Here is a 3630-nt window from a genome sequence, read left to right as displayed (position 1 = left end):
GTGCGCTGGTGGACAAGTCGCTGGTGGTGTCGGCGCCGGAGGAGTCGGGGATGCGGTTCCGGCTCCTGGAGACGGTGGCGGAGTACGCGGGGGAGCGGCTGGACGAGGCGGGTGAGCGGGCGGCCGTCGAGCGGGCCCACCTCACGTACTACCGCGAACTCGCCCGCACCACCGACCCCGCGCTCCGCGGCGCCGGGCAGCTCGCCGCCATGGTCCGGCTCGACGCCGAGTACGGCAACGTCCGCACCGCGCTCGCCCGGGCCGTCGCCGCCCGCGACGAGGACGAGGCCCTCGTCCTCGTCCACGCCCTGCTCTGGTACTGGCAGCTGCGCGACCTGCGCTCCGACGCCCTCCAGGGGGTCCGGGCCGTCGCCGCCCTGGGACCCGACCCGTTCACCCCGCCCGCCGCACCGCTCGTCCCCCTCCACGAGCCGTGCACGGCCGCCCCGCCGCCGCTCTCCGAGGAGCAGCGCTGGGAGGCCCGGCGCGGGGTGCGGCTCGTCGAGCTGATCAACATGGACCACGAGACCGCCCGCTGGACGAGCCCCGAGGGCCAGGAACGGCTGCGCGAGATCACCGCCGTCTACCGGCCGGGGCTGCCGCAGACCTGCCGGCTCCCCGGCTCCTTCGCCGTCTTCGCCGTCCTCATCATGGGCGAGCCCGAGCGGCTGCACGAACTCCTCGACGTCACCGTGGAGGCGTGCCGCCGGCACGGGTACGCCTGGGAGCTCGCCCACGTCCTGCACATGCGGGCCAACATGCGGGCCAACCGCGGCCAGTGGGCCGACCTCGCGATCGCGGACGCCGACGAGAGCCTGGCCCTCTTCGAACGGCTCGGGGACGCCTGGGGCGCCGCCGAGGCGCTCTCCGCCCGCGGCGAGGCCCACGAGCGGCAGCTCGCCTACGACGCGGCCGCCCGGGACTTCCTCGCCGCCATCGGCTACGCGGAGAAGATCGGGGCCCCCTCGCAGCAGGAGCTGCTGCGGGCCCGGTACGCCGACACCCTCATCGAGGCGGGCCGGTTCGAGGAGGGCGAGGCGATCCTGCGGACGATCCTGGCCGACCACTCCACGGGCCACGAACCGCAGCTCGGCGCGCGCCTCTTCCTCGCGCTCTGCCTCGGCAGGACCGGCAGGACCGGCGAGGCCCGGGAGCTTCTGACGGGCCTCCTGGAGGAGTTCAGCAGCGACACCCTCGCCGTCTTCGAGGGGTTCACGCTCGGCTGCCTGGCCTGGATCGACGTCCTGGAGGAGCGGTACGCCGACGCCCTCGCGCGGGTCGCCTCGGCGTACGAGCGGTCGTTGGGCCCGCTGTCGATGATGGTGGTGCCGCAGATGCCCGGGGTGCACCTGGTCGTCGGCGCCTGGGCGCTCGCCGGGCTCGGCGGCGAGGCGGCCCGGACGGCGGCCCTGCTCCTCGGCGCCCGGGACGCCCTCGTGCCCGAGGGGCACCGGGAGCCGGGCATGGAGCGGGAGAACCTGGCGCGGGCGACGGAGCTGGCCCGCGCGGCGCTCGGCGCGGACGCCTTCGCGGCCGCGCACGCCGAAGGCGGCGGCCTCTCCGCTGAGGAGGCCGCCGCCCTGCTCGGTCGCGCCGCCGACGCGATCAGTGAGCGCGCCGAGTCCTGATCCCCCGTCACGGGGGCGCCGGATCAGGTCTTCTTGCGGAACTTGGCGACCGCGAGCGGCGCCGTGACGAGGGTGATGAGCAGCGACCAGCCCAGCGTCATCCACACGGAGTCGGCGACCGGGCCGCCGTTGATCAGGTTCCGGGCGGCGTCGGCGAGGTTGGAGAGCGGGTTGTAGTCCGTGAAGGACTCCAGCCAGCCGGGCATCGTCGTCGTCGGCGCGAAGATCGAGGAGCCGAACTGGAGCGGCATCAGGACCAGCATCGCCATGCCCTGGACGGCCTGGGCCGTCTTCAGGGTGAGGCCGAGCAGGATGAAGATCCACATCAGCGAGGCGCCGAAGACCATCGACAGGCCGATGGCGGCGAACAGGTGGAGCACCGAGGTGTGGATGGTCAGGCCGAGCAGGAAGCTCATGCCGAGCAGGATCGCGGTGGCGATCATCATCCGGCCGATCTCGACGACGATCTTGGCGATGAGGACCGAGGAGCGGGCGATCGGCATCGTCCGGAACCGGTCCATCACCCCCTTCTTGAAGTCGTCGTTGATGCCGACGCCGACGGCCATGGCGATGTTCATGCCCATCATCGCCATCAGGCCGGGCGCCAGGTAGTTCACGTAGTCGGCCTGGTTGCCCTTGCCGGCCACGGCGCCGCCGAAGACGTACACGAAGAGCAGGATGAAGATGATCGGCATGAGCACGGCGTCGAACATCGACTCCGGGTCCTGCTTGATCTGGAGCGCGTTGCGCCGGGCCAGCGCGCCGATGTGGCGCAGGTTGGCGCGCAGGCCGATGCGGCCGTCGGCGTCGGTGCGGACCGGACCGGCGGACGCCGGACCGGCGGTGTCGACGGGGGACTTGGTGACCGTGGTCGTGCTCACGCGGCGACCTCCTCGGTGATCTCGTCGGAGACGGTGGCCTTCTGGCCGGTGATGGCCAGGAACACCTCGTCCAGGCTGGGCAGATGGGTGCCGATGTGGGCGATGCCGAAGCCGCGGGCGCCGAGCAGCGAGACGACGGCGGTCAGCTGCTGGTCGGTGAGGATCGGCACGTACAGCGCGCCCTCGTCGGGCACCACGGTCGCGCCGGCGATGCCGTCGAGACCGGTCTCGCGGAGCGCCGCCGCCATCGCGGGCAGCTGGTCCGGGTCGACCGGGCGGACCTTGAGCGTCCGGCCGCCGACCTTCGCCTTGAGCTCGTCGACCTCGCCCCGGGCGATGACCTTGCCCCGGTCGATGACGGTCAGCTCGCTCGCCAGCTGCTCCGCCTCCTCCATGTACTGGGTGGTGAGCAGGACGGTGACGCCCTCGGAGACCATCCGCTTCACCTCGTCCCACACCTCGTTGCGGGTGCGGGGGTCGAGGCCGGTGGTCGGCTCGTCCAGGTAGAGCACGGCCGGCTGCCCGATCATCGAGGCGGCGAGGTCGAGCCGACGCCGCATGCCGCCGGAGTAGTTCATCGCCGGGCGCTTGGCGGCGTCGGTGAGGGAGAAGCGCTCCAGCATCTCGTCGGCGCGGCGGCGGGCGTCCGTACGGGACAGGTCGAGCAGCCGGCCGATCATGTACAGGTTCTCGAAGCCGGAGAGCTTCTCGTCGACGGAGGCGTACTGGCCGGTGAGGCCGATGGTGCGGCGCAGCTGGCGGGGCTGGCGCACCACGTCGTAGCCGGCGACGGTGGCGGTCCCGGCGTCCGGGACGAGGAGGGTGGACAGGCAGCGGACGAGGGTGGTCTTCCCGGCGCCGTTGGGCCCGAGGACCCCGAGGACGGTGCCCTCGCGGACGTCCAGGTCGACCCCGTCGAGGGCCCTGGTCTCGCCGAAGTGCTTCACGAGGCCCCGGACCTCGACGGCGTTGGTCTGTGATCGCGTCATGTCCCCCATGGAACAGGGCGTCACCGACAGCCCGCCGACAAACCGGCGACCGGCCCCCCCCGGGGCGGGGGCGGGCCCGCGGGGGCGGGCGGGTCGGGCGGGGCGGGCGACTGGGAGGAGGGCAGCCCCCCG

The 3630-nt window shown here is 73.1% G+C and carries 2 protein-coding genes and 1 pseudogene; 1 reads left to right on the top strand and 2 read right to left on the bottom strand.

Features of this window, described 5'->3' with window-relative positions:
* Window positions 1–1628 (top strand): annotated as a pseudogene (locus ACFW1I_RS17290) (AfsR family transcriptional regulator); the annotation flags it as partial.
* 23 nt (window positions 1629–1651) lie between these two features.
* Here ACFW1I_RS17290 and ACFW1I_RS17285 read toward each other — a convergent pair.
* Both ACFW1I_RS17285 and ACFW1I_RS17280 read right to left on the bottom strand, forming a co-directional pair.
* Entirely contained in the window at window positions 1652–2509 is an 858-nt protein-coding gene (locus ACFW1I_RS17285) for an ABC transporter permease (RefSeq protein ID WP_384670506.1), read from the bottom strand.
* The gene (locus ACFW1I_RS17280) at window positions 2506–3507 is read right to left on the bottom strand and encodes an ATP-binding cassette domain-containing protein (protein ID WP_384670504.1); all 1002 of its coding nucleotides are present in this window, start codon (window positions 3505–3507) and stop codon (window positions 2506–2508) included. Before ACFW1I_RS17280 ends, ACFW1I_RS17285 begins: the two co-directional genes overlap by 4 nt.
* Between the last annotated feature and the right edge of the window lie 123 nt (window positions 3508–3630).

It is taken from the genome of Streptomyces sp. NPDC058955, from assembly GCF_042741435.1.
Taxonomy (GTDB): domain Bacteria; phylum Actinomycetota; class Actinomycetes; order Streptomycetales; family Streptomycetaceae; genus Streptomyces.
This window is presented reverse-complemented; position numbering and strand designations above follow the sequence as displayed.